At 65.8% G+C, this 22,803-nt stretch carries 22 protein-coding genes; 15 read left to right on the top strand and 7 right to left on the bottom strand.

The annotated features are described in order from the left end of the window. The first annotated feature begins 3 nt into the window (after positions 1-3). The 9 genes from B6V73_RS09530 (at position 4) to B6V73_RS09490 (ending at position 9,536) form a co-directional block, all read left to right on the top strand. A complete protein-coding gene (locus tag B6V73_RS09530; protein ID WP_141104879.1) occupies positions 4-903 on the top strand; it encodes a hypothetical protein in 900 nt (299 codons plus the stop codon). Between the two features lie 13 nt (positions 904-916). After that, positions 917-2,347: a CpaF family protein gene (locus tag B6V73_RS09525; RefSeq protein ID WP_088718924.1), complete on the top strand. Its 1,431-nt coding sequence runs from the start codon at positions 917-919 to the stop codon at positions 2,345-2,347. Positions 2,348-2,350: 3 nt separating this feature from the next. After that, complete coding sequence (locus tag B6V73_RS09520; RefSeq protein WP_075774444.1) at positions 2,351-3,322, top strand: type II secretion system F family protein; 972 nt, start codon at positions 2,351-2,353, stop codon at positions 3,320-3,322. Between the two features lie 16 nt (positions 3,323-3,338). Further along, on the top strand, positions 3,339-4,340 hold the full coding sequence (locus B6V73_RS09515) for a type II secretion system F family protein (protein ID WP_088721802.1): 1,002 nt from the start codon (positions 3,339-3,341) through the stop codon (positions 4,338-4,340). Positions 4,341-4,718: 378 nt separating this feature from the next. After that, on the top strand, positions 4,719-5,444 hold the full coding sequence (locus tag B6V73_RS09510) for a helix-turn-helix transcriptional regulator (RefSeq protein WP_157771571.1): 726 nt from the start codon (positions 4,719-4,721) through the stop codon (positions 5,442-5,444). Continuing rightward, the gene (locus B6V73_RS09505) at positions 5,441-5,920 is read left to right on the top strand and encodes a prepilin peptidase (protein ID WP_075774447.1); all 480 of its coding nucleotides are present in this window, start codon (positions 5,441-5,443) and stop codon (positions 5,918-5,920) included. Before B6V73_RS09510 ends, B6V73_RS09505 begins: the two co-directional genes overlap by 4 nt. Before the next feature lie 20 nt (positions 5,921-5,940). Further along, on the top strand, positions 5,941-7,245 hold the full coding sequence (locus tag B6V73_RS09500; protein WP_088721801.1) for an SEL1-like repeat protein: 1,305 nt from the start codon (positions 5,941-5,943) through the stop codon (positions 7,243-7,245). Then, positions 7,246-8,217, top strand: coding sequence for a UDP-glucose 4-epimerase GalE (gene galE, locus B6V73_RS09495; RefSeq protein ID WP_088725105.1), 972 nt, complete (start codon positions 7,246-7,248; stop codon positions 8,215-8,217). 80 nt (positions 8,218-8,297) lie between these two features. Further along, the gene (locus B6V73_RS09490; RefSeq protein WP_088725104.1) at positions 8,298-9,536 is read left to right on the top strand and encodes an aminopeptidase; all 1,239 of its coding nucleotides are present in this window, start codon (positions 8,298-8,300) and stop codon (positions 9,534-9,536) included. A 342-nt stretch (positions 9,537-9,878) separates the two neighbouring features. On the opposite strand, the gene B6V73_RS09485 is transcribed toward B6V73_RS09490, so the two are convergent. Together B6V73_RS09485 and B6V73_RS09480 are read right to left on the bottom strand one after the other, a co-directional pair. Continuing rightward, complete coding sequence (locus tag B6V73_RS09485) at positions 9,879-10,226, bottom strand: hypothetical protein (RefSeq protein WP_075774451.1); 348 nt, start codon at positions 10,224-10,226, stop codon at positions 9,879-9,881. An 11-nt stretch (positions 10,227-10,237) separates the two neighbouring features. After that, positions 10,238-10,474: a hypothetical protein gene (locus B6V73_RS09480; protein WP_088725103.1), complete on the bottom strand. Its 237-nt coding sequence runs from the start codon at positions 10,472-10,474 to the stop codon at positions 10,238-10,240. Between the two features lie 207 nt (positions 10,475-10,681). On the opposite strand from B6V73_RS09480, the gene B6V73_RS09475 reads away from it, so the two are divergent. The 3 genes from B6V73_RS09475 to B6V73_RS09465 all read left to right on the top strand — a co-directional run bounded on the left by B6V73_RS09475 (position 10,682) and on the right by B6V73_RS09465 (position 13,356). Beyond that, complete coding sequence (locus B6V73_RS09475; protein WP_088725102.1) at positions 10,682-11,743, top strand: Hint domain-containing protein; 1,062 nt, start codon at positions 10,682-10,684, stop codon at positions 11,741-11,743. A gap of 123 nt (positions 11,744-11,866) precedes the next feature. Next, positions 11,867-12,640: a gamma-glutamyl-gamma-aminobutyrate hydrolase family protein gene (locus B6V73_RS09470; RefSeq protein ID WP_075774454.1), complete on the top strand. Its 774-nt coding sequence runs from the start codon at positions 11,867-11,869 to the stop codon at positions 12,638-12,640. 26 nt (positions 12,641-12,666) lie between these two features. Continuing rightward, complete coding sequence (locus B6V73_RS09465; RefSeq protein WP_088725101.1) at positions 12,667-13,356, top strand: D-lyxose/D-mannose family sugar isomerase; 690 nt, start codon at positions 12,667-12,669, stop codon at positions 13,354-13,356. Here the strand turns inward: B6V73_RS09465 and B6V73_RS09460 are convergent. Genes B6V73_RS09460 through glmU form a run of 3 tightly spaced genes read right to left on the bottom strand, consistent with a single transcriptional unit; the run spans position 13,351 to position 17,363 of the window. Then, positions 13,351-14,202, bottom strand: coding sequence for a DNA alkylation repair protein (locus tag B6V73_RS09460; protein WP_088725100.1), 852 nt, complete (start codon positions 14,200-14,202; stop codon positions 13,351-13,353). The two genes, B6V73_RS09465 and B6V73_RS09460, sit on opposite strands and share 6 nt — an antisense overlap. Next, entirely contained in the window at positions 14,199-16,013 is a 1,815-nt protein-coding gene (glmS, locus tag B6V73_RS09455) for a glutamine--fructose-6-phosphate transaminase (isomerizing) (protein ID WP_088725099.1), read from the bottom strand. Before glmS ends, B6V73_RS09460 begins: the two co-directional genes overlap by 4 nt. A gap of 3 nt (positions 16,014-16,016) precedes the next feature. Continuing rightward, complete coding sequence (glmU, locus tag B6V73_RS09450; RefSeq protein ID WP_075774457.1) at positions 16,017-17,363, bottom strand: bifunctional UDP-N-acetylglucosamine diphosphorylase/glucosamine-1-phosphate N-acetyltransferase GlmU; 1,347 nt, start codon at positions 17,361-17,363, stop codon at positions 16,017-16,019. Positions 17,364-17,470: 107 nt separating this feature from the next. Here glmU and B6V73_RS09445 point away from each other — a divergent pair, with 107 nt between their 5' ends. From B6V73_RS09445 to B6V73_RS09435, 3 genes are read left to right on the top strand one after another with little or no spacing between them, the layout of a single operon-like run. Beyond that, a complete protein-coding gene (locus tag B6V73_RS09445; RefSeq protein ID WP_088725098.1) occupies positions 17,471-18,142 on the top strand; it encodes an HAD-IA family hydrolase in 672 nt (223 codons plus the stop codon). Between the two features lie 46 nt (positions 18,143-18,188). Further along, on the top strand, positions 18,189-19,412 hold the full coding sequence (locus tag B6V73_RS09440; RefSeq protein ID WP_088725097.1) for a TCR/Tet family MFS transporter: 1,224 nt from the start codon (positions 18,189-18,191) through the stop codon (positions 19,410-19,412). Further along, positions 19,412-20,590, top strand: coding sequence for an aminotransferase class I/II-fold pyridoxal phosphate-dependent enzyme (locus tag B6V73_RS09435; protein WP_088725096.1), 1,179 nt, complete (start codon positions 19,412-19,414; stop codon positions 20,588-20,590). The genes B6V73_RS09440 and B6V73_RS09435 overlap by 1 nt, the downstream gene beginning before the upstream one ends. A 19-nt stretch (positions 20,591-20,609) precedes the next feature. Here B6V73_RS09435 and B6V73_RS09430 read toward each other — a convergent pair whose 3' ends face one another. Together B6V73_RS09430 and B6V73_RS09425 are read right to left on the bottom strand one after the other, a co-directional pair. Next, on the bottom strand, positions 20,610-21,533 hold the full coding sequence (locus tag B6V73_RS09430; RefSeq protein ID WP_088725095.1) for an ornithine cyclodeaminase: 924 nt from the start codon (positions 21,531-21,533) through the stop codon (positions 20,610-20,612). A 25-nt stretch (positions 21,534-21,558) separates the two neighbouring features. Further along, positions 21,559-22,800, bottom strand: a complete 1,242-nt coding sequence (locus B6V73_RS09425; protein ID WP_088725094.1) for an FAD-dependent oxidoreductase — start codon at positions 22,798-22,800, stop codon at positions 21,559-21,561. Positions 22,801-22,803: the final 3 nt, after the last annotated feature.

Here is a 22,803-nt window from a genome sequence, read left to right as displayed (position 1 = left end):
GAAATGACTCGTAGAACCAATCCGATGGTCCTGGTGCCCGAGCCGAGCGCTCGCGACCTTGCCGCACCCGCCAAGCGCCGGCTGAGCTTTTCTGCCGAGACCGGGCGTATGGCGCAGACGGAGGCACCCGACGATGAAGGCCAGGTGATCGCGGTTGCGCGCAGCCGTGGTGGCATCGGGGCGACGATGTTGGCGGTGAACCTCGCGCATCAGCTCTCGGCTCAGGGCGCCAAGAAAGGGCAGGCGCCGCGCCGCGTCGGCTTGATTGACCTCGACCTTCAATTCGGCATGGTCGCGGGGTTCCTGGACCTCGAGCCGAGCCCGGCGCTCTACGACATGGCGCGTAGCGGCGCGATGCCCGATGAGACCTTCCTCGACCAGTCGCTGCAATATTCGAAAGACGGGCTGGAAGTGCTCTGCGCTCCTGCCGCCTTCGCGCCGCTCGGCGCGCTCGGGGCCGATCAGGTGACCGAGCTGATCACGCTGATGCAGGCGCGCTGCGATTACGTCATCGTCGATCTGCCGCATGCGCTGATCGACTGGGTCTCGCCGGTGCTGGCGCGCGCCTCCTTGCTGTATCTGGTGACCGATCTCGCGGTGCCGTCGCTGCAGCAGGCACGCCGCCTGATCGACGCCTATCGCGAGGAAAACCTCGCACTGGAGATCGAGGTGGTCGTGAACCATCAAAGCCGTCCGCTGATGCGCTCACGGCTGCAGCAGGAAGCGGCGAAGGCGCTCGATCGCGACCTCAGCCACTGGCTTCCCGACGACCCGCGCGCCGCACGGGAGGCCGCCGATCGCGGAGTGCCGCTGGCGCGGATCGGACGGCGCTCCGCCTTGTCGAAAGCGATCGCCGGTCTTGCGAAAGGGCGGCTCGCACAGAGCGCGGCCCGGTCGAACTGAGGGGGAACACGAGATGTTTCGCAATTTCACGGATCGCGGGTCCAAACGTACCGAGACCGAAAAGGTGATCCCGCTCGGCAAGCCCTTCGCGGGAAGTCCGCCGAAAGAGGCGCGCGAGATGGTCGCGCAAAAGAACCCGCCGAAACCGGCGGCGCCTTCGATCGACGAAGAAAGCCAGCGCCGCGCGCTGGAGTTGAAAAGCCGGTTGCACGATGCGCTTCTTGATCGGCTGAACCTGTCGATGCTCGACAAGGTCGTGCCTGAGGAACTCCGCCGCGAAGTGGCCGCACTGGTCAGCGAAGAACTGCGCGACGCGAAAACCCCGCTGCGCGCGGAGGAGTTCAAGACGCTGGTCGACGAGCTTCTCAACGAGGTGCTGGGCCTTGGCCCGCTCGAGCCGTTGCTGGCCGATCCCTCGATCAACGATATTCTCGTCAACGGCTGCAACCGCGTCTTCGTCGAACGTCACGGCGTGCTGGAGCGCACCGCGGTGCGCTTCCGCGACGAGCGTCATCTGCTCCGGATCATCGACAAGATAGTCTCGCGGGTGGGTCGCCGGATCGACGAGAGCAACCCTTGGGTCGATGCGCGGCTCGATGACGGCAGCCGCGTGAACGCGATCATCCGGCCTTGCGCGATCGACGGGCCGAGCCTCTCGATCCGCAAGTTCTCGCGCCAGCCCTATACGCTGGAGCGGCTCGTCGAGACCGGGATGATGACCGGGGCGGCGGCGCGGTTCCTGCAGGGGCTGGTCCATGCCCGTAAGAACATCCTGATTTCCGGCGGCACCGGCTCGGGCAAGACGACGCTGCTGAACGCGATCTCTGCCGCCATCGACCCGCGCACGCGGATCGTGACGATCGAGGATGCAGCGGAACTGCAGCTGCAGCAGGAGCACGTCGTGCGGCTGGAAACCCGGGCGCCAAATCCGAACGGGCAGGGCGCGGTGCTCCAGCGCGATCTCGTGAAGAACGCGCTCCGGATGCGGCCCGACCGGATCATCGTGGGCGAGGTGCGCGGCTCGGAAGCCTTCGACATGTTGCAGGCGATGAACACCGGCCATGACGGCTCGATGACCACCGTCCACGCCAATTCCGCCCGTGATGCCCTGGGGCGGATCGAGCAGATGGTGACCATGATCGGCCTCGACATGCCGCTGACCGCGATCCGTTCGCAGATCGCCTCCGGACTCGACATCGTGGTGCAGATTGCGCGCCTCTCCGACGGCCGCCGCCGGGTGCTGTCAATCTCGGAAATCACCGGGCAGGAGGGCAATATCGTGATGATGCAGGACATCTTCACGTTCCGGAAGACCGGCACCACCGCAGATGGCGCGATCGAGGGCGAGTTCACCGCCACCGGCCTGCGCCCGCGCTGCCTCGAAGACCTGATCGCAGCGGGCGTCGCGGTCGATCCGACTGATTTCAAGATGCGGGGGCACTGAGCCATGTGGGAGATAATAGAAAAAGACCTTGCCGCCTATGTCGCCTATAGCGGCATCGCGCTTGGCGTGCTGCTGGCGCTGACCGGGGGGCTGCATCTGCTCAACCGGACGGAGACCAGCGGCGAGGCCAAGAGCCGCCGGATGAAGATGATCGCGAAGGGCCGCGACACCGAGGAGGTGCTTGCGCTGCTCAAGCCCGATCCGCGCAAGGGATGGATCGCGCGGCTCCCCAAGAGCTTCGACCTGCCGCGCCTGCTGCATCGTGCGGGCTTCCGGATCGGGCCGGACAAATTCCTGCTGCTCTGCGCCGCGCTTACGATCGGGAGTTTCGTACTCGCGCTTGCGCCGCTCGGCCCGTTGCGGGCGGCCCCGGCGGCACTGGTCATCGGGCTGGTGCTGCCTTTTCTGGTCCTGCGCTCGCGGGCGACGCAGCGGATGAAGGTGCTGACCGGCCAACTTCCCGACGCGCTCGACATGCTGGCGCGCGGTCTGAAGATCGGCCATCCGCTGAACATGTCGATCGGCGCCGTGGCCGAGGAAATGCCGGACCCGATCGGCACCGAGTTCGGCATCATCTTCGATCAGGTCACCTACGGTGAAGATCTTCCTGACGCGGTGCTGGAATTCGCCGAGAGGGTGGGGCTGGAAGACGCCGATTATCTCGCCGCCAGCATCGGCATCCAGCATGGCACGGGCGGCGATCTCGCCCGCGTCCTCGAAGTGCTGGCGGCGACGACGCGGGGCCGGATCTCGATGCGGCGCAAGATCCGCGCGATCTCGGCGGAGGGACGCGCCTCGGCGTGGTTCCTGACCGCTCTGCCCTTCATCATGTTCGGCTTCACCTCGCTGATTTCGCCCAATTACTATGGCGAGGTCGCCGATCAGCCGATGTTCCGCACGATGGCGATCATCGTCATCACGCTGATTGTCCTGAATGCCGTGGTGCTGCGCCGCTTGGTGCAGTTCCGGATCTGAGCCGGGGAGAGAGACCATGTTGATGACACGGATCGAGGATTTTGCGCTTCGGATGGGCATCGCGCCCGAAACGCTTCTGGCCGCCGGGATCGGCTTCGGCCTGCTGCTGCTGATCGTCGGGCTTCAGGCCGCCTTCCAGCGCGACCGTGCCGCCGAGCGCATTGCGGCCATTGGCGGGCCGAAAACGGGGGGACGTGCCGAGCATGGCTATCTCAAGGCGCCGGAAGCCCGTCCGGGTCAGATCCTGAAGGCCTTCGTGCCCGCAGACCGCCAGACCCGCTCCAAGCTCGAACGCAAACTCGCGCAGGCCGGGCTGTCCGGGGCGAGCGCCTTGCGCCGCTTCACTCTGATCCGGATCGCGCTGGGGATCGGTCTGCCGGGGATTTTCATGGGGCTCCTGATCGCCGCGCGTAGCCCCGACATCGCGCTGCCGCTGGGGCTGGATGCCCGCCTCGGCAGCCTGAGCGGTATCGCGACCTACCAGATACTCACCGGCCTTGTCGCTGGCGGTTACCTGCTGCCGCTGATGTGGCTCAACGGCCGGATGCGTGAGCGGCGGTTGCGCATCGAGGAAAGCTTTCCGAACGCGCTCGACCTGATGCAGGTCGCCATCGAGAGCGGCATGGGGTTCGATGCGGCGATGACTCGCGTCGGCAACGAACTGGCCGAGACCTCGCCGGAGATCTCCTTCGAGTTCCTCTCGGTGCAGCGACAGGTCCAGGCCGGTCGCGAGCGCGAGGCGGCCCTGCGGGACATGGCCGACCGCACCGGGGTCGAGACCGTGCGCGCTTTCGCCAATGTCGCGAGCCAGTCGCTGCGCTTCGGGGCGTCCATGGCACAGGCCCTGACCACCTATGCCGCCGATCTGCGTGGCATCCGCGAGATGCGCGCGCAGGAAAAGGCCAATCGCCTGCCGGTGCAGATGTCCGGGGTTCTCGCTTCGCTGATGCTGCCGGCGCTGATCCTGATCGCGGTCGGCCCCGTGGTGATTCGATATTTTATGAACTACGCCCAGTAAATCGAATCGTTTCCAAATCGGCGCTTTTCCCAAGGCATTGTTTACGGGCAATTTTTACGGACGAAATTTCGACCTAAATGCCGAAATTGCAACCTTTGGGTGTATCGGCTGCCTGTGGATACATTCCTGGGTTCTGTGGATATAGTCCAAATGGCTAGCTTAGGAATTAAACCATTTAGGAGTTACGCTTAGAGATGGCCCACGCGCTGTCACGCTAAGAAAAGGGGCCACATATAATAGTTTCTGGGGATGGTGGGGACCATGCGAGACTATGGAACAGCCGGGGCACCGCCCGGGCAGGAGCGCGCTATCGAAGCGGGCATGATTGGGGCCGTTGCACAGTGGTGTGAGTGTTTGCACGGGACGAACCCGCTCCGCATGGCATTGAGATATCTGACCGACAGTATCGGGGCCGAGGCCATCATATTGGCGCGCTATCCGCGAGATGCGGGCGCACCGGCGCGGGCGCTGGTTCATGACAGGGCGAGATCGGGTTGCCGGATCCCCTTGGAGCAAAGCTTCGCGGGCGATCTGCTGGGCGATTACCTGGACAAGGCGAAGAAGGGCTCGACTTGGTATCGCTCGATGCAGGACGAGGACGTGCCGCCTGCGGTCGCCTCGGCGCTCGCCCGTCGCAACCTGATCGAGATGGTGGTCATCCCGCTCGAGATCAGCGATCGCTGGGTCGATACGCTGGAGCTGCATTTCACGGAGAAGTTGCGCCAGTATCAGCAGGCTGTGCTGACGACGCTCGGCGATACGCTTAGCCGCACCTGGCACAACCGCGCGCGAGGCATGTTCACCGAGAGCTTGCTGAAATCGGCCGCCAAGCAGGCCGCGCCGCTCATCGGCTCGCCGATCCTGAGCGCGGATAACCCGGCGCGCCTTAGCCGGTCGGAATATCGCGTCTGCCTGCTGCTGCGCCATGGCCAGTCGCCCGATCAGATGCTTGCGGAGCTGGGGATCAAGGAATCCACCCTGCGCACCCATCTAAGCAATCTCTATTCCAAGACGGGCGCGCGCAACCTGGCGGAATTGACCTTCCAGCTTGTCTCCGGACTGCCGTTCGAACTCGGCGGCGCGAAATCCGGACGGGTCGCATGACTGCGCAACTCCTGCCGCTGGCGGCGCTGGCCCCGGTGTTGATCTGGGTCGCGCTCAGCGATCTGCGCGAGATGCGCATCCCAAACAGGATCGTGCTGATTACGCTGGGCTTCTTTGCGCTCTGCGCGCCGTTCCTAGCTCTGCACGAGCTGAGCCTGCGGCTGGCCGCGGCAGCGATCACTTTCGCGGTTGGCTACGTCTTCTTCGTGCTGCGCGCCTTCGGAGGCGGGGACGTGAAATTCCTCGCGGCCCTGATGCTGTTCGTGCCCTCTGCGGCGATGGGGGAGTTTTTGATCGCCTTTTCCGTCGCGCTTTTCGCAGGCTCGGCGCTGACGATGGGGCTGCAAAGCGCGCCAGTTGCGGCGCGCCTCGGGCCTCGCTTGGGTTGGAAGAGCTGTTACGCACGGGGAAAGCTCCCGATGGGCGTCTCGATCGCGCTTGCCGGTCTGGCTTTGCCTTATCTGGTCGGCGGGTAGGCCCCGCCAAGGGAGGACCTATGTCACGCAAGATTTGGACCGACACGTTGGGGGCTTTCGCCCTCGTGCTCTGCGTCGCAGGTGGCGCGGTGCAGGCAGAGGAGACGCAGCCCGACACGACGGCGCGTGCTCATGATTTGATCTGGGGGACACCGAAGGTTCCCGCCGATCCCGAGACGGGGCTCGCGATGCTGGAACGCGCGGCGTCGGAGGGTAATGCCCAGGCCGCGCGGATGGCCGGAGAGTTGCTCCTCTGGGGTGGTCCGGTCCCGACGGATCGCGCCCGCGCGACGGAGCTCCTGTCGCAAGCCGCGGATGCCGGCGATGCCGGCGCCGCGCGCGTGCTGGGCGAGCAATTGCTGGGCGGCTGGGTACTGCCGCGAGACACCGACCGTGGCCGGGCCCTTCTCGAGGCGCAGGTGAAATCGGGAAACCGGGATGCGGCGATCAAGCTGGGCGAAGCCTATCTCTATGGCATCGGCGTGCCCCGGAACCGCGAAAAGGCGCGCGACCTGTTCGAGACTGCGGCGGAGGCGGGCGACGCAACCGGCTTGTGGAAATTTGGCGAGGAGATGATGTGGTCGCAGCGCGATCCGGCCGCGGCTGAGACGATGTTGCAGCGCGCAGGGGCCGCGGGCATCGGCAGCGCTTATGCGACGCTGGCCGAGGGCGCGATGTATGGCTATCTCGGCAGCGGCAAGGTCTCGCGGGCCAAGTTCGACGGCTACGCCAAGGCCGCCCGTGCGGCCGGAAACGAGCGGATCGAAGTGCTCGACGCCACACGCCGCATCTGGGGCATCTCGATGCGCGGTGATGGCAAGATGGCGGTGGCGCAACTGCGTGAGGCCGCCGAAGCAGGCAACCGCACGGCGGCGCGCTATCTCGTCGGTCTCTTGCGCGATGGAAACGCCTACAACGTGCGGCGCGATCCCAAGGGGGCGTCGACGTTCCTAGAAGCGCATGCCGATCTGTTCACGCCGGAAGAGCGGGCGAATTACGAGATGACCATCCGCGCAGCGATGCATCGGCACGACGCAGATTTCGCGCCGCTCGCCGGAGAGATCGCGCCGGCCATGGCCAAGATGTCCGCCGCAGAGGCACGCGACCTTTTCAAGGCCAATCCGAGGCTCGCGGTCTATCTGATCCAGAAACATCTCGCCAAGCAGGGGCTGTACCGTGGCCCGCTCGACGGCTTCGCCGGGCGCGGAACGCTGCGCGCGATGGAGCGCGCCTGCGGCAAGATGCCGGGCGATATGGCCTGCCGTGACGGGGTTCTCGCGCCCGAGATCGTGGGGGCGATGCTGCGCGACGGGTGGGGCGCCTAAGTGACGTCGAAGGTTCTGGTCACCGGGGGCGCTGGCTTCATCGGGTCGCATTGCTGCAAGGCGCTCGCCGAGGCGGGGCACACCCCTGTGGTCTTTGACGATCTGTCGCGCGGCCATGCCGATGCGGTGCGCTGGGGGCCTCTGGTCGAGGGCGATCTGCGCGACCGGCATCTGGTCGAGGCAGCGCTCGAGGACCACCGGATCGACGCCGTGATCCATTTCGCGGCGCTGGCCTATGTCGGTGAGAGCGTGGCCGAGCCCACCCGATATTACGACGTCAATCTGGGTGGGATGACCGCCCTTCTGGGCGCGATGCAGGCGGTGGGGCTCGACAAGATCGTCTTCTCGTCGAGCTGCGCCACCTATGGCACGCCCGAGACGCTGCCGATTTCCGAGGACACGCCGCAAAACCCGATCAACCCCTATGGCCGCAGCAAGCTGATCTGCGAATGGATGCTGGAGGATGCCGCTGCCGCGACCGGGTTGCGGTTCGCGGCCCTGCGCTACTTCAACGCGAGCGGCGCCGAGCCGAGCGGCGAGATCGGCGAGCGCCACGACCCGGAAACCCATCTGATCCCGCTGGTGCTGCGTGCGGCCTCGGGGCAGGGCCCGGCGGTGAAGGTCTTCGGCACGGATTATCCGACGCCCGACGGCACCTGCATCCGCGACTATATCCATGTCGACGATCTGGCCCGCGCGCATCTTCTGGCGCTCGATCACCTGGAGGGCGGCGGAGATAGCCTGAAACTGAACCTAGGGACCGGACGGGGCGCGTCGATCCGCGAGGTGATCGCCTCGGTCGAGCGGGTGACGGGGCGCAAGGTGCCCTTCAAGGACGCGCCGCGCCGCCCCGGCGATCCGGCGGAACTGGTGGCCGATCCGTCGCGGGCGCGCGACGCTCTGGGCTTTACCGCGCGCTACCGTGAACTTGACGAGATCGTGTCCCATGCCGCCCCGTGGTTCGGTCTCTGACCTCGGGTTCGCCCATCGCCGGGGTTGAGCCTGCCGCCCAGCCATCTATCTTGCGGCTCAACGCAATTCAGGAGGCTCTCATGGCAAGCGACGCAATCGATCCGCAACTTCTCGACCGGCTGGCCGAGGTTGCCGTGCAGGTGGGGCTGAACCTGCAAGACGGTCAGGATCTGGTGTTGACCGCGCCCGTCGAGGCGCTGCCGCTGGTGCGCCGGATCGCCGCCGAAGCCTATCGCGCGGGCGCTGGCACCTTCACCCCGATCCTCAGCGATGGTCAGATCACGCTGGCCCGCTTCGAGAACGCGAAGGACGAAAGCTTCGACCGCGCGCCCGACTGGCTCTATCAGGGCATGGCGAAAGCCTACGGAGGCGGCGCGGCCCGGATGGCGATCGTCGGCGAAGACCCGATGCTGCTGTCGGAACAAGACCCGGAAAAAGTCTCGCGCGCGGGCAAGGCCAACTCCATCGCCTACAAGCCGGCGCTGGAGAAAATCTCGAATTTCGAGATCAACTGGTCGATCGTGAGCTACCCGACCGTGGCCTGGGCCAAGCGCGTCTTCCCCGACCTGCCCGAAGAGGAGGCCGTGGGCAAACTGGCCGACGCGATCTTCGCGGCCTCGCGCGCCGACCAGCCCGATCCCGTCGCCGCTTGGGAGGCGCATAACGCCGCCCTGCGCAAGCGCCGCGATTGGCTCAACGATCAGCGCTTCTCGGCGCTGCACTTCACCGGTGGTGGCACCGATCTGACCGTGGGCCTCGCCGACGATCACGAATGGAGCGGTGGTGCGTCGGAGGCCAATAACGGCGTCGTCTGCAACCCGAACATCCCGACCGAAGAGGTCTTCACCACGCCCCATGCCGAGCGCGTCGACGGGATCGTTCGCGCGACCAAACCGCTGTCGCATCAAGGCAGCCTGATCGAGAATATAGAGATGCGTTTCGAGGGCGGCAGAGTGGTCGAGGCGAAGGCCAGCCGCGGCGAGGCGGTGCTGCGAAAGCTGATCGACACCGACGAGGGCGCGCGCCGTCTGGGCGAGGTCGCGCTGGTGCCGCATGGCTCGCCGATCTCGGCCTCGGGGCTGTTGTTCTTCAACACGCTCTATGACGAGAACGCGGCCTGCCATATCGCGATGGGGCAGTGCTATTCGAAATGTTTCATCAACGGCGGTGAACTGAGCGAGGACGAGGTCGCGGCGAAGGGCGGCAACAGCTCGATGATCCATGTCGACTGGATGATCGGCGGTCCCGAGACTGATATCGACGGGATCAAACCCGACGGCACCCGCGTGCCGGTCTTCCGCAAGGGCGAATGGGCCTGATCGCCCGCGGAACCTGACAAAGTATAGCGCCCGACACGCCGATTGGTGTGTCGGGCGCTTATTTTTTGTGCGGATGCAGGGAATTTCGCCCCGTTCTGCGCAGTTCGAAACGGTCGGGGTAGCAGGGCACCGCGCTACGCGGGTGCCGCTTGACGAAAACGGAAACTAGGCGAAATCTGAAAGCAAGGGTCGGGCTTGGCTGACCCTCTTGGGCAACCCGCGCATCTTGCGCCGTGTGAAGGGCCGCCCGGCCGACGCGGACTTTCGATCCTCCTCCCCGAAAACGCGTTCAGGCCGGGCGGTGCCCAGCCTGAGCGGAAAGAGCCCGAATTCCCGTATTGCTCACTGACCGGTATCGAGACTCTTGGTGATGAGCGCCTCGCGGTTCTGCGCGAGCGAGGGATGCAGCAATGCGTTCTCGATCGCCGCGACTTGCGTGAAGCCAATATCTTCGAGCGACTTGCCTTTTGCGAATTTCGCGGCGCGCGTCTGATCGAGCATGCTGAGATGCGGATTGGCGGGCATGAAATAGGCCGGGTCGGGGCCGCTCGAGCTTTGCGGTTTGGGAGCTTGCGGACCGAGGCCGCCAGGCGGTTGCGACGCGGCGCCCGCTTGCGCGATGCCGGTGCCGAGGCCAAGAGCGACTGCCAGGCTGCAACCAAGCGCGGAAGCGGTTAATCGGATGGTCATAAGCAGGTTCCTCATTTCTTCTTCAGCGCCATACGGATCAGCGTCTCTTTCGCGGTGCGATCGACATTCTGAACCAGTGCGTCCTTGATCTGCACGATCTGGCGGTCGGTGAGGTTGGACAGGTCGACATTTCCGACCAGAGCGTGAACGCGCTGAATCTCAATCGCATTGAGCGGCTGCTGCTGCGCGGCGGCCAGCGACGGCATCGCCGCGCAGGCGAGGGCTGCGATCAGGGCAATAGCTTTCATCGTGAGTCTCCTCAGGCTGCTCTTCCCGACGGAAGATGCAGTTGCGCGGGCGCGGGGCAAGCTCGGGCGCGCGCAAGTTTCGGTGAATGCGGCTTGCCCCAAGCGTCAGGATGGGGATTCACATCGGAAATTCATCATGATACCGTGACACTCAATAAGCAGGGGGCAGACATAAGTCCTCGCAAAAATACGGGCAGGATCAGAGCAATGAAGGCGGGCTATCAGGGCACCTTCGTCATTTCATGGGCGCAGACAGAGGTCGACGGCACGCCGGTGCCGCCGCTGGAGGTCGTGACCGTTGGCGCGTGCTGGCGCTGGACGGGGCAGGCGATCTGCGTCGACGGGCCAAACGATCGGCTCATCCTGCATAATGCGCGCGGCGAGGCGGAGCGGCGCACGAAAGCCGCCCGCGCGGTGCGCCGCCTTTTGGGCGAGGCGGTGGGAAGCCCCCGCACGCTCGACGAGCCCGACGAGATCGAGACGCCCAATCAAAGCTTTACCGTGACTGATGGCTATCACGCCTATGTCGTCACCCTGATCGAACTGCCCGAAAGCGGCACCCGCATCTTGATGTTCGCCGGTCGGATGCCGCCGGTGGACAGCGATCTGTGGGTGGTTGATCGCGCCCTCGATCTGCGACCGAAAGCGGCGCGGCAGGGACCTGCGGGCGTCATCTGTTTCACGCCCGGCACGCTGATCGAAACCGACCGGGGCCGCCGCCCGGTCGAAGCTTTGCGCGAGGGCGACCGCGTGATGACCCGCGATGACGGGGCGCAGCCGATCTGCTGGATCGGGAAGCGCGACATCTCCGGCGCGCGGCTCCATGCGATGCCGCATCTGCGCCCGGTGCGCATCTCGGCCGGAGCGTTCGGCATCGCGCGGCCCGACCGCGATCTGATCGTGTCGCCGCAGCACCGGATGCTGGTGCGGGGCCGCGCCGCACAGGCGCTGTTCGCCGAGGACGAGGTTCTGGTGCGCGCATGCGATCTGGTGAATGGCCACGAGATCCGCTTCGAGGGCATGGTAAAAGGCCTGAGCTACATCCACCTGATGTTCGAGCGCCATCAGGTGCTGACCGCGAACGGGCTCGAGACGGAGAGTTTCCACCCCGCCTCGACCCGGCTCGAGATGATCGCTCGCGATCAGCGCGCGGGGCTCGAGGCACTGCTGCCCGAGGTCGCGGAGAACCCGCTCAGCTATGGCGCCTTCGCGCGCCGCGCGCTCAAGCCCTCCGAGGCCGCGATCCTGCGCCATGATCTGGCCGCGTGAACGGGCAAATCCGCGGGAGATCGCTGCAAGCTTGGGCTGTGCGTCAGATGCACGGCTTCGTGCGCATTTTGCGCCTTTTCTCCGCCCGGACGCCGCCTTAGCTTCGGGACAAAGGAGAATTCAATGACCAGACCCGTCGTCGGCATCATCGGCAACAGAGGCCTCGTAGGTGACCGCTACCCCGTCCATGAAGGCGGGCAGCTCAACTCGGAAGCGGTGAGCAAGGTCTCCGATTGCATCCCGCTGCTGATCCCCGCCGATCCCGAATATGTGTCCGTTCAGGAGTTGATGGAGGTCTGCGACGGCTTCCTGCTGACCGGCGGGCGGCCGAACGTCCATCCGCATGAATATGGCGAAGAGCCGACCGAAAAGCACGGCACCTTCGACCGTGCCCGCGACGCGATCACCCTGCCTCTGGTGCGCGCCTGCGTTGAAAACGGGCAGCCCTTCCTTGGCATCTGTCGGGGGTTTCAGGAGGTAAACGTCGCGATGGGCGGCACGCTGCACCCCGAGATCCGCGAGCTTCCCGGGCGATTGAACCACCGGATGCCCCCCGAGGGGACGCTCGAGGAAGGGTTCTCGAACCGTCACATGGTCACGCTTACACCCGGCGGCCGGTTCGCGCGTCTCTTCGGCGCGGATGAGGTCGAGACCAACACGCTGCACGGGCAGGGCGTTTGCACCGCCGGTACGCGGATCGTGATCGAGGGGCGCGCCCCCGATGGTACTCCCGAAGCGATCTATGTTAAGGACGCCCCCGGGTTTACCCTATCGGTGCAATGGCATCCCGAATGGCGTGCGGCGGAAGATCCGGTCTCGCGGCCTCTGTTCGAGGCATTCGGCGATGCGGTACGCGCTTGGGCGCGCGGCGAACGGCCCGCCGCCTGCGTCGCCTGAGCCGCGAAGACAAAACGGAGAGACAGATGAAACGCTCGCGCGTGAACGAAATCATGGCCGCGGCCGAGGATATGATCCAGGAATTCGGCTTCCGCCTGCCGCCCTTCGCGTGGTGGAGCCCGGCCGAGTTCAAGGCGCGCCTGCCGCAGGCACAGCGCATCGTGGAAGCTGCGATGGGCTGGGACATCACCGATTACGGGCAGGGCGATTTCGACAAGCTGGGTCTGTTTCTCTTCACCCTGCGCAACGGCGATCTGCGCGATCTTCAGGCGGGCCATGGCATGGCCTATGCCGAAAAGCTGCTGATCTCGCGCAAGGACCAGATCAGCCCGATGCATACCCATATCATCAAGGCCGAGGACATCATCAACCGCGGCGGCGCGAACCTCGCGATCGAGCTCTATGGCTCTGATGCAGATGGAAAATTTGACGACACTGCGGGCGGGCAGGTGATGTGTGACGGTGTCCCGCGCCGCTACGAGCCCGGCGAGGTTCTGATCCTGCGTCCGGGCGAGAGCGTGACCCTGCGCCCCGGCGACTGGCATGCCTTCTGGGGTGAGGGCGGCGACGTTCTGATCGGCGAGGTCTCGACCGTCAATGACGACAACACCGACAACATTTTCCGCGAAGATATCGGGCGGTTCTCCGAGATCGAGGAAGACGAATCTCCCCGCCACCTGCTGGTCAGCGACTACGACAAGTTCCTGACTTCATAAGTATTTACTGGCTTCCTTGCGGGCGAAGGGCTTCAGCCTTTCGCCGTGCTCGGCCAGCCAGGCCTGTGCCCGCGCCGGGTCTTTCTTGCTCAGCTCGCGTAGCCACCATGCGATGGCCTTCTGGATGAACCAATCGCGATCCTCTGCCAGTTGCGCGGCCCAGCCCAGAACTTCGTCGCGGACCGCCTCGTCCTCGGGCCTGGGATTGCGTTGCTTGGTCCAGGGCAGGGTGAAGACGAAGGTCGCGCGCCGCGTCCACATGTGATCCGAGCGCACCCAATCCGCCACTTCGTCAAGCCGCGCGGGCTCGGCCTGAAGCCGTTTCGAGCCCGCCTTGGCCGCGTGATCGGCAATCGCCCAAGCGTCGAATTGCGGCACCCAACTTGCGATCAACTCCCATGCGGCGTCGTCAGGGCGCAGCCGCGCTTGCGTCAGCAGCTTGGCCGCCGCGATCCGCGCCTCGTGAATGTCGCTGTCCCAAAGTCCGCGGGCGAGTTCGACCCGCCCCGGCACGTCGAGCTGGCCACGCCATAGTGCGACCATGTCCTCGATCGCGGGCACGGCCACGCCCAAATAGCGCCGCTCCGCCTTGTGATAGGCGGCCATTTCGGCGGCTTTCTCGGCATCCGCCCAGCTTTCCAACGCGAAAAGCGCATCTTCCAGCGTGGGCGGCGGGCCGAGCGGCTCGTCGGCGTCTTCTGCCTCGGTGAAGCTCTCATATTCCGCATCTGAGGCCGCGTAGGCCTCGGCCTCGGCGCGCAGCTTTGCGTCCTCCGCCGGGTCGAGCGGAGCGTAATCCGCCGCGCTCGGCCGCGCGACGCGCTTCTTGCCCCTCTTGCGGCTCATTCGACCGTCACCGACTTGGCGAGGTTGCGCGGCTGATCGACGTCGGTGCCCTTCGCGACCGCCGTGTGATAGGCGAGCAGCTGCGCCGGGACCGCGTAAAGGATCGGCGCGAAAGGTTCAGCGATATCAGGAAGTTGCAGCGTACCCCAAGTGCCGTCCTGCGCCGCGCTGATGCCTTTGCTGTCGGAGATCAACAGCACCATCCCGTGGCGCGCCATCACCTCCTGCATGTTCGACACGGTCTTGTCGAAGAGCTTGTCATGGGGCGCCATCACGATCACCGGCACGGTGCGGTCGATCAGCGCGATCGGCCCGTGCTTCAGCTCGCCCGAGGCATAGCCTTCGGCATGGATGTAGCTGATTTCCTTGAGTTTCAGCGCGCCTTCCAGCGCCAGCGGATACATTGCGCCGCGTCCGAGGAAGAGAATGTCCTGCGCCTCGGCAAGTTGCTCGGCCAGATGCGAGATTGGCTCGGAAATCGCCAGCGCCTGGTTGAGCAGGCCGGGCAGGGCGCGTAGCGTCTCGGCATGGGCGGCAAGCGTCGCCGCGTCCGTTTCGCCGCGGTCGCGACCCGCCTTCAGCGCCATGACTGCGAGAACCAGAAGCTGCGCGGTGAAGGCCTTGGTCGAGGCCACGCCAACCTCGACGCCGGCGAAGATCGGCAACATGATGTCGGCTTCGCGCGCGATGGAAGAAGTGGGGACGTTCACGACGGCCACGGTCTTCGCGACGCGCTCGGAGCAATAGCGCAGCGCGGCCAACGTATCGGCGGTCTCGCCCGACTGGCTGACGAAGACGGCGAGGCTGCGCTTCGACAAGGGCGGTTCGCGGTAGCGGAATTCCGAGGCCACGTCGATTTCGACCGGGATACGCGCGAATTCCTCGAACCAGTATTTCGCCACCGCACAGGCGTAATGCGCCGTGCCGCAGGCGATCAGGACAATCCGGTCGATGTTGGAAAAGTCCAAGTCATCCGGCAGGTTCAGCCCGGTTTCGGGCAGATAATGTCGCAAAGCGTCAGCAAGCACGACGGGCTGCTCGGCGATTTCCTTCGCCATGAAGTGCTTGTAGCCACCCTTCTCGACCTGCGCCTGGCCTAGGTCGATGCGGCTCTCGTCGCGGTTCGCGCGGCGGCCCGCGGCGTCGAAAATCTCGGCGCCCGCGCGGGTGACGAAGGCGTAATCGCCCTCTTCGAGATAGGTGATCCGGTCGGTCATCGGCGCGAGTGCAATCGCGTCCGAGCCCACGAACATCTCGCCGTCGCCATGCCCGATCGCGAGCGGAGAGCCCTTGCGCGCCGCGATCAACAGATCGTCCTCGCCGTCGAACAGCCACAGCAGGGCGAATGCCCCTTCGAGCTTGCCAAGCGTCGCGACTGCCGCCTCGCGCGCGTCCATGCCGCGATCCATGAACATCCGCGTCAGCAGCGCGACGGTTTCGGTATCCGTCTGCGTTTCCGGGGTGATCCCGGCCTCGGCCAGCTCGGCCCGCAACTCGCGGAAATTCTCGATAATGCCGTTATGCACGACCGCGACGGGCCCCGAGCGATGCGGATGCGCATTGCCCTGGGTTGCAGCGCCATGGGTCGCCCAGCGGGTATGGCCGATGCCCGACTTGCCCGGAAGCGGCTCATGCACCAGCAGATCGGACAGGTTCCACAGCTTGCCTACCGCCCGGCGGCGGTCCAGCTTGCCCTCGTTCACCGTCGCGATCCCGGCACTGTCATAGCCGCGATATTCCAACCGCTTGAGGCTCTCAACGAGCCAGGGGGAAACCTCGTGCTTCCCGAGAACGCCAATAATTCCGCACATTTATCAATCTTTCTTCATGCGCCGCGCTTTCTCCGCGCGCAGCTTCGCAAAGAGTTTCGTGGCGAGGCCCGGGCGGTTCACCTGCTCGGAGCGCTCGATCGCGATCGCCTCGGCCGGGACGTCCTTCGAGATCACCGATCCCGAGCCCGTCAGCGCGCCGTCGCCCACCGTCACCGGGGCCACCAACATCGTGTCGGAGCCGATGAAGGCGTTCGCGCCGATAGTCGTGCGATGCTTCATCACCCCGTCGTAATTGCAGGTCACCGTGCCCGCGCCGATATTCGTATGTTCACCGATATCGGCATCGCCCAGATAGGTCAGATGGCCGACTTTCACACCTTCGGCGAGGATCGCGTTCTTCACCTCGACGAAGTTGCCGATGTGCACGTCCTCGGCGAGCTCCGCGCCGGGGCGCAGGCGGGCGAAGGGACCGACGGTGGCGCCACGCGAGATGTGGCAGCCTTCGAGATGGCAGAAGGCCTCGATCACCGCGCCGGATTCGATGGTGACATCGGGGCCGAACACGACATTCGGTCCCAGCACGACATCGCGGCTGATATAGGTGTCGAGTGCGAACCAGACGCTGGCGGGCTCCACCATGGTCACGCCGTTTTCCATCGCCTCGGCGCGCATCCGTTCCTGGAAGAGGGCCTCGGCGCGGGCGAGTTCGGCGCGGGTGTTGATGCCCAGCGTCTCGGCTTCATCACAGGTCACGACCTTGGCCGAGAGACCTTTCTTGCGTGCGGCTTCGACGATGTCGGTGAGGTAGTATTCCCCCGAAGCGTTCTCGTTCGACAGCCCCGCGACGAGCTCGGTCAGAAGCACCGCGTCACAGGCGATAACGCCAGAGTTGCAGAGGGATATGGCGCGTTCTTCATCCGTGGCATCCTTGAATTCCACGATCCGGTCCAGCGTGTCGCCTTGCGCCACCAAGCGCCCGTATCGGCCCGGATCGGCGGCCTCGAAGCCCAGCACGGTCACCGCTGCCTCGGACGCCGCGAGCCGCTCCAGCGTCTCGGGGCGGATGAAGGGCGTGTCGCCGTAAAGCACGATTACGCGGCCGTCGAACCCGTCGAGCGCAGGCAGGGCCTGCGCCACCGCATGGCCGGTGCCGAGCTGCTCTTCCTGCAGCACGATCTGTGCCTCGGGATCAATCTTTGCGACGGCTTTCTTCACCTTCTCGGCACCGTGACCTGCGACGACGATCACGGTCTCGGGTTCGAGTGCCCGTCCGGCGGCCAGCGCATGGGCCACAAGCGGCGCGCGGCCCACCTGATGCAGCACCTTCGGCAGGTCGGAGTTCATTCGGGTGCCCTGGCCCGCCGCGAGGGTGATCAATGCAATCGCCATGAGATACCTTTTCTTCTGCTCGGCCCCGTTTTAACCATTGGCTTGCTTGCCGCAAGTGGTGCGTCTTCACGCTTCCTTTCGCGGTGTTACGGAAGGAGCAATGGGCAATGCGCACGGTGGTTTTCGACCTCGACGGGACTTTGGCCGACACCTCCGCCGATCTGATCGCGGCGGCCAACGCCTGCTTCACGGCGCGCGGCCACGCGCCGCTTCTCGATCCCGCGGGCGACGCGCTGATCGCCTTCCACGGTGGCCGCGCGATGCTCAAGGCGGGCTATGGCCGACTGGGCTTGGCGGAAGGCGAGATCGCAGCCTTGGTCGAGGCCGATTATTACCCGCTACTCGCGCATTACGGTGAGAATATCGACCGGCATACGCAGCTTTATCCCGGGGCTGAAACGGCCGTGAAAACGCTGCGTGATCAGGGTTTTGCCACGGCTGTCTGCACCAACAAGCCCGAAGGTCTCGCACGTGTTCTGCTCGAGCGGCTCGGCGTCACCGGTCTCTTCGATGCGCTGATCGGTGCCGATACGCTGCCGCTGCGCAAACCTTCACCCGACCCATATCTCGCCGCCGTCGAGGGTGCGGGTGGTAAGGTCGAGACCTCTCTGCTGGTGGGCGACACCAATACCGATCGCGAGACCGCTCGTGCCGTCGGTGTGCCCTGCGTTCTCGTGACCTTCGGGCCCGAGGGGCGTGGCATCGAGCGTCTCGCGCCCGAGGCGATGCTCGACCATTTCGACGATCTGCCCGCGCTCGTGGCGCGGATGCTCGAATGAGGGGCGCGGCAGGGCTGTGCCGCCCCGGATGGCCCCTTAAACAGCCATGACCGCAGCGCCCATCGGTCCTTCGCGCTTTCACGCCACCGCCTTCGTTCTGATCGCGGTGTTTCTCGACATGGTCGGGTTCGGCCTGATCATTCCCGTGCTGCCCTCGCTGATCGCGGATGTGGGCCACGTCGATCTGGCGCAGGCGAGCCGGATCGGGGGCTGGATGTTCGCGGCCTTCAGCCTCGCGCAATTCCTGTTCGCGCCGCTGATGGGCAACCTTTCGGATCGCTTCGGGCGGCGTCCGCTCCTCTTGCTTGCGATCGGCGGACTGGGTGTCGATTACCTGTTTCACGCCTTCGCGCCGACGCTGCTCTGGCTCTTCGTGGGCCGGATCGTCGCTGGCATCTGCGGCGCGTCCTACGTCATCGCGAACGCCTATCTCGCCGATATCACCCCGCCGGCCGAGCGTGCCCGCGCCTTCGGACTGATCGGCGCGGCCTTCGGCTTCGGCTTCATCGCGGGGCCCGCGCTTGGCGGATTTCTGGGCGAGCTTGGCTCGCGCATTCCCTTCTTCGTCGCCGCCGCGCTCTCGGGGCTGAACCTGATCTACGGCCTGATCGTGCTGCCTGAAAGTCTGCCGCAGGGCTTGCGCCGTCCGGTGAACTGGCGCGCCTGCAATCCGCTGGGCACGCTGAAAGTCTTCGCGCGGTATCCGGGCGTGCTGCCTATGGGCACTGCCCTTGGCGTCTATCTGTTCGCCTCGGCGGTCTATCCCGCGATCTGGCCCTATTGGGGGATGGCGAAATTCGGCTGGTCCGAGGGAATGGTGGGGCTGACACTCGCAGGCTATGGCGTCGTCGCGGCGATCTTTCAGGGCGGACTCGCTGGGCCGCTCGCGTCCCGACTGGGCGAGGCGCGGGTGGCGGCGATCGGGCTGATCGTCGGGATCGGCATGACCATTGCGCTGGGGCTGTCGACCTCGCTGGTGATGGTACTGATCGTCCTCTTGATCACCGGGATCGAGGGGCTGGTGCACCCGATGATCGCCTCGCTGATGTCCAACTCGGTGCCCGAGGATGCGCAGGGCGCCCTGCAGGGTGGCATTTCCGCGCTGATGAACCTCGCGATGCTGGCGGGCACCTTGTTCTTCACCCAAGTGTTCGGGATATTCCTCGCCGAGAACGCCCCGATCCGCACGCCGGACATGGCCTTTTACGTGGCCTCCGTAATCCTGCTGGCGGCGTTGGCGCTGTTCGTGCGTGCAAGAAAGGTCGAGTGATGTCCGAGGTCTTCAACGGCAATTTCACCCAGCAGGAGCCGATCCCGGAGGAGGCGATCGAACGTGCCGTCGAGGTGATGCGCTCGGGACGTCTGCATCGCTACAATACGGTGCCGGGTGAACCGGGCGAGGTGGCGTTGCTGGAGGAGGAATTCGCGGGGCTGACCGGTGCGCCCTATTGCCTTGCGGTGGCCTCGGGCGGCTATGCCTTGGGCTGTGCACTGCGCGCCGTGGGCGTCGGTCCGGGCGATCCGGTGCTGACCAATGCCTTCACGCTTGCGCCCGTGCCCGGCGCCATCGCGGCGGTCGGCGGCAAGCCCGTGCTGGTCGAGGTCACCGACCAGCTGACCATCGATCTTGACGATCTGGCGGCGAAAGCCCCGCAGGCCCGAGTGCTGATGCTTTCCCATATGCGCGGCCATATCTGCGACATGGATGCGCTGATGGAGATCGCGCGCACCCGTGATCTGACGGTGATCGAGGATTGCGCTCATACGATGGGGGCGGCTTGGGGCGGTGTCCCCTCGGGGCGGCATGGCGCGATCGGGTGCTATTCGACCCAGACCTACAAGCACATGAATTCGGGCGAGGGCGGTCTGATCGTAACCGACGACGCGGAACTGGCGGCGCGGATGATCCTGCTGTCGGGCAGCTACATGCTCTATGAGCGGCACCGCGCCGCGCCGCGGCCGGAGGTGTTCGAGGGGCTGAAATACGACACGCCCAATGTCTCGGGCCGAATGGACAATCTGCGCGCCGCGATCCTGCGCCCGCAGCTGCCGACGTTGGCGGATCGGGTGGCGCGCTGGAATGCGCTGTACCGAGAAATCGAGGCCGGGCTTGCCGGGGCAGAGGGTGTGGCGCTGATCGAACGCCCCGAGGCCGAGAGCTATGTCGGCTCGTCCTTCCAGTTCCGCCTGCCGGGGCGCTCCGCCCCCGAGATGCTGGATTTCGTCGCCCGGGCTGCGGCCCGCGGGGTTGAGCTGAAATGGTTCGGCGCGGATGAGCCTGCGGGCTTCACCTCGCGCCATGACAGCTGGCGCTACGCAGAAGCGCAGAACCTGCCGCGCACCGATGCGGTGCTGGCGACGCTGCTTGACCTGCGCCTGCCGCTGACTTTCTCGACGGACGATGCCGCCCAGATCGCGCGCATCCTGCGCGAAGAGGCCGAGGTTTGAAGAGGTGCAGCGCTGACACTCAGCCTGCGCGCGAGATCCAGTCGGCGATCATCAGATCGAGATGCGCGCCACCGCCATTCTTGTAGAGCGTGATCTCCTCGGCGCTTTCCCGCCCGCGCGCGCCGCCGATGAGGTCGTAGAGATCGGCCTTCACCGCCTCGGGCGCGATCACCCCTTCGCGGATCGGGATCAGCAGCTCGCCAATATGGCCCAATGTGGTGTCGCGACTGTCGACAAAGAGACTCGCCGTCGAGATCAGCGCATCGTCGGCCTCGCGCATATCGGCCTTGTAGGCCCCGATCAGATCGACATGGGTGCCGGGCTTGACCCATTCGCCCTTCAGGACCGGCGCGCGCGCCATCGTGGCGCTGCTGACGATATCGGCCTCGGCCACAGCGTCGGCCAGATCGCTCACCGCACGCAGCGTGACGCCCTCGGGGGCAGGCCCAGCCGCCAGCTCCTGCGCCTGCTCGGGGCGGCGCGTCCAGAGCGTGATCTCCGTCAGCCCCGGAAAGCCCGCCGCATAGGCCGCGATCAGCGAGCGCGCGACCCGGCCCCCGCCCACGATCAGCAGTCGGCGGCTGTCCGGGCGGGCCAGAAGTTGCGCGCCCAGAACGGAATCGGCAGCCGTCTTGAACTCGGTCACCAGCGGGCAATCGACGATCGCGGTGGGCTGGCCATGCTCGGGCTCGAACACCACCATCGCGCCTTGCACCGTGGGAAACCCCGCCTTGGCGTTGCGATCGCACACGGTGAAGGATTTCACCCCGTAACCGAGCCCCGGAATGTAAGCCGCGCGGCTGAGCAGCACCGCATCCGAGGGTCCGAGAAACGTATCGCCCAACTCCGCCTTCGGGCGCGTATGGCCCGCGCGCAATGCAGCTATCGCGCCGGGCCAGTCGAGCTTTTCCGCGATGTCATAGGCGATGATCTTCGGGCTCATGTCGTCTCCTTCATTGTCTCGGGCGTCACAGAGGAACCAGCCAGCGCGCCGGGGCCGACACCTCGCGCGGGCCGTTGGCGGCACCGGTGATCGCATCGGCCAGAAGCGCGCCGCAGCCCGCCGAAAGCGTCCAGCCCAACTGCCCGTGGCCCGCATTGACCCACAGGTTGTCGTAAGCCTTCACCCGGCCAAGGAAGGGCGGGCCATGCGGGGTCGAGGGCCGCAGCCCGGTCCAGAGAACGGGCGGCGCGTCGCTCACCGCATCGCCGAAGCGTGCGGCGACGTAATCGGTCAGCACCTTGGTGCGATCCTCGCGCAGCGTCCGGTCGCGCCCGGCGAATTCGGCGATCGCGGTCACCCGCAACACCCCGCCATAAGACGCCACGGCCAGCATCGCGGCCTCGTCGATATAGGGGTGGCGGGGCAGGCGGCTCTGGTCGCGCACTTCCCATGTCCCAGAATACCCCTTCACCGGGTAGATATCCGGCGCAAAGCCCAGAGGCCGGGCCAGATCGGGCGTCTCTACCCCGGCGGCGAGGATCACTTGCGCCGCAGGCAGCGTCTCGTCGGCGAGGTTGACCCCGGTGATCTTGCCATGGGCATGGCTGAACCCGGTCACCGCGCTGTTGTAGCGAAACTGCACACCGTGCTTGGCGGAAAGCGCTTTGGCGGCGGCGCGGGTCACCTCGTGGCAATTGCCCGCGGCATCCATCGGCGAGAGGAACCCGCCCGCAAAACCCGCCCTGGCGAGCAGCGGATCGTTCTCGGCCAGCCAGTCCGGGTCGATCCGCGTCAACCGCCCGTCGTCATGGGCGTCGATCTCATTCGTCGCATTATAAAGATAAAGTCCGCCCTCGAAGCGGATAAGTGCGTCCAGCTCCAACTCCTGCGCCATCTCGGGCAGGGCGGCGCGCGCGGTCTCGGCCAGCCGCATCATTCGCGCGGTATTCCGGGCCTGCGCGGCGCCTGTGCAGTTGAGCAGGAAGCGCGTCCCCCAACGCCATAGCGCCGGATCGAACGGCGCGGTCAGCTTCACACCGGGATTGCGCCCGGCCATCGCGCGCAGCAGCTGCGGCAAGGCATCCGGCCCCGCCCATGCGCTCGAATGGCCGATCGAGACGATCCCGGCATTCGCGCGCGAACACAGCTCCGCGGGGCCGGGCAGGCGGTCGACCACCGTCACCGGCAGCCCGCGCCGCGCCAGCGCCCATGCGGTCATCATGCCGACGATGCCCGCTCCGATCACGATATGACGTGGCTGCCCCATCTC

The sequence above is a fragment of the Thioclava sp. JM3 genome (assembly GCF_002213185.1).
Lineage (GTDB): Bacteria > Pseudomonadota > Alphaproteobacteria > Rhodobacterales > Rhodobacteraceae > Thioclava > Thioclava nitratireducens.
This window is presented reverse-complemented; position numbering and strand designations above follow the sequence as displayed.

Coding starts and splice junctions, on each gene's coding strand:
- B6V73_RS09530 (WP_141104879.1), top strand. CDS start 4: ATGACTCGTAGAACCAATCCGATGGTCCTGGTGCCCGAGCCGAGCGCT.
- B6V73_RS09525 (WP_088718924.1), top strand. CDS start 917: ATGTTTCGCAATTTCACGGATCGCGGGTCCAAACGTACCGAGACCGAA.
- B6V73_RS09520 (WP_075774444.1), top strand. CDS start 2,351: ATGTGGGAGATAATAGAAAAAGACCTTGCCGCCTATGTCGCCTATAGC.
- B6V73_RS09515 (WP_088721802.1), top strand. CDS start 3,339: ATGTTGATGACACGGATCGAGGATTTTGCGCTTCGGATGGGCATCGCG.
- B6V73_RS09510 (WP_157771571.1), top strand. CDS start 4,719: ATGGCATTGAGATATCTGACCGACAGTATCGGGGCCGAGGCCATCATA.
- B6V73_RS09505 (WP_075774447.1), top strand. CDS start 5,441: ATGACTGCGCAACTCCTGCCGCTGGCGGCGCTGGCCCCGGTGTTGATC.
- B6V73_RS09500 (WP_088721801.1), top strand. CDS start 5,941: ATGTCACGCAAGATTTGGACCGACACGTTGGGGGCTTTCGCCCTCGTG.
- B6V73_RS09490 (WP_088725104.1), top strand. CDS start 8,298: ATGGCAAGCGACGCAATCGATCCGCAACTTCTCGACCGGCTGGCCGAG.
- B6V73_RS09485 (WP_075774451.1), bottom strand. CDS start 10,226: ATGACCATCCGATTAACCGCTTCCGCGCTTGGTTGCAGCCTGGCAGTC.
- B6V73_RS09480 (WP_088725103.1), bottom strand. CDS start 10,474: ATGAAAGCTATTGCCCTGATCGCAGCCCTCGCCTGCGCGGCGATGCCG.
- B6V73_RS09475 (WP_088725102.1), top strand. CDS start 10,682: ATGAAGGCGGGCTATCAGGGCACCTTCGTCATTTCATGGGCGCAGACA.
- B6V73_RS09470 (WP_075774454.1), top strand. CDS start 11,867: ATGACCAGACCCGTCGTCGGCATCATCGGCAACAGAGGCCTCGTAGGT.
- B6V73_RS09465 (WP_088725101.1), top strand. CDS start 12,667: ATGAAACGCTCGCGCGTGAACGAAATCATGGCCGCGGCCGAGGATATG.
- B6V73_RS09460 (WP_088725100.1), bottom strand. CDS start 14,202: ATGAGCCGCAAGAGGGGCAAGAAGCGCGTCGCGCGGCCGAGCGCGGCG.
- glmS (WP_088725099.1), bottom strand. CDS start 16,013: ATGTGCGGAATTATTGGCGTTCTCGGGAAGCACGAGGTTTCCCCCTGG.
- glmU (WP_075774457.1), bottom strand. CDS start 17,363: ATGGCGATTGCATTGATCACCCTCGCGGCGGGCCAGGGCACCCGAATG.
- B6V73_RS09445 (WP_088725098.1), top strand. CDS start 17,471: ATGCGCACGGTGGTTTTCGACCTCGACGGGACTTTGGCCGACACCTCC.
- B6V73_RS09440 (WP_088725097.1), top strand. CDS start 18,189: ATGACCGCAGCGCCCATCGGTCCTTCGCGCTTTCACGCCACCGCCTTC.
- B6V73_RS09435 (WP_088725096.1), top strand. CDS start 19,412: ATGTCCGAGGTCTTCAACGGCAATTTCACCCAGCAGGAGCCGATCCCG.
- B6V73_RS09430 (WP_088725095.1), bottom strand. CDS start 21,533: ATGAGCCCGAAGATCATCGCCTATGACATCGCGGAAAAGCTCGACTGG.
- B6V73_RS09425 (WP_088725094.1), bottom strand. CDS start 22,800: ATGGGGCAGCCACGTCATATCGTGATCGGAGCGGGCATCGTCGGCATG.